1 protein-coding gene and 2 pseudogenes are annotated in these 1,171 nt (G+C 42.9%); all 3 read left to right on the plus strand.

Going from position 1 to position 1,171, the window contains the following annotated elements; all coding sequences use genetic code 11:
- Window positions 1–434, plus strand: a pseudogene (locus tag UA76_RS23860) (hypothetical protein); the annotation flags it as partial.
- Complete coding sequence (locus tag UA76_RS22480) at window positions 434–634, plus strand: hypothetical protein (RefSeq protein ID WP_052772014.1); 201 nt, start codon at window positions 434–436, stop codon at window positions 632–634. The pseudogene UA76_RS23860 and the gene UA76_RS22480, both read left to right, overlap by 1 nt.
- 9 nt (window positions 635–643) lie before the next feature.
- Window positions 644–1,171, plus strand: a pseudogene (locus tag UA76_RS10705) (hypothetical protein); the annotation flags it as partial.

Below are 1,171 nucleotides of genomic sequence, written 5' to 3' on the forward strand. Positions count from 1 at the left end.
TTGCTTACGCCTCTTATCTAACCATGGGCTTAGACTATAAATATCAATATATTCTGTCTGAACAAGGTCTGGTTCAAAAGAAGAATCGAGATGAACCTGAATGGGTCAACAAAGCTATGGTGACTATCGCTTGGGTTTGTTCGATTGGTTGTATTTTTGCGGTAGCAATAGCAGGCCCCATGGCACTAGCAGGTTCCGGAATTTTACTACTTTTGGCATTCGGCATGACAAAACGCAAACCCCAGAATGAAGTCTCTGTAAGGGTTGCAGAACGAGAAGACTGGATTTACGCAAAATATCACCTTAAGCGCAAAGTCATTGTGTTTGGGCATAAATACGACAAATGCGTATATTGGGATACTAACCAAACGGATGTCTCGCGAAATCAAACAAGGGGGTTACGTACCTATTTTTCGCCACAGAACAAGAATTAATGGATACGGTAGAAACCATCGAATCAAAGTTTGCTATGCAATGCCAAGAAATTGAGGATAAAGAAAAACTGTTTGATTTGAGCTACCTCTATATTGAGCTAAAAGGGGTCCCAATTATCGGCGGTGGCTACCTAGCAACAGAAGCGTTTGACCTTCGTGAAAACAATACCCCTCTACCAGAGCCAGAGCTCATGGGCTAGGAGTTACCCTTGGCCTATTTACCCTTTTATCTCACTCCAGAAGAGTTTGAGGTTTACCGAGAAGAGCAAGAAAAACAGATACGCTCAGGACAAGGTGTTCACGCATGGTCATGCAACAATATTGAAGAGGCTAATCGATATGCCGCACTGCGTTTTACGATTTTGTCTCTAATACCCGGCATGTTTATTATGGGGTTCATTGGATATGTTGGTTATGTTGAGTTCAACTGGTTCGCAGCACTCGCGATGTTTCTTATATTTTGCATAATCGCTTATGCATGGTATTTAACCGCAGGTCTCGACAACCGCTATCAATATGTGGTTTCAGAACTTGGACTAGTTCAAAAGAAGAATCGAGATGAACCTGAATGGCTCAACAAAGCCATGGTGTCTATCGCTTGGGTTTGTTCGATTGGTTGTGTTTTTGCGGTAGCAATAGCAGGCCCTATGGCACTGGCAGGTTCCGGAGTATTAATACTTTTGGCATTCGGGATGACGAAACGCAAACCCCAAAATGAAGTTTCTGTAAGGGTTGCT

It is taken from the genome of Vibrio mexicanus, from assembly GCF_001012815.1.
GTDB classification, from domain to species: Bacteria; Pseudomonadota; Gammaproteobacteria; order Enterobacterales; family Vibrionaceae; genus Vibrio; species Vibrio mexicanus.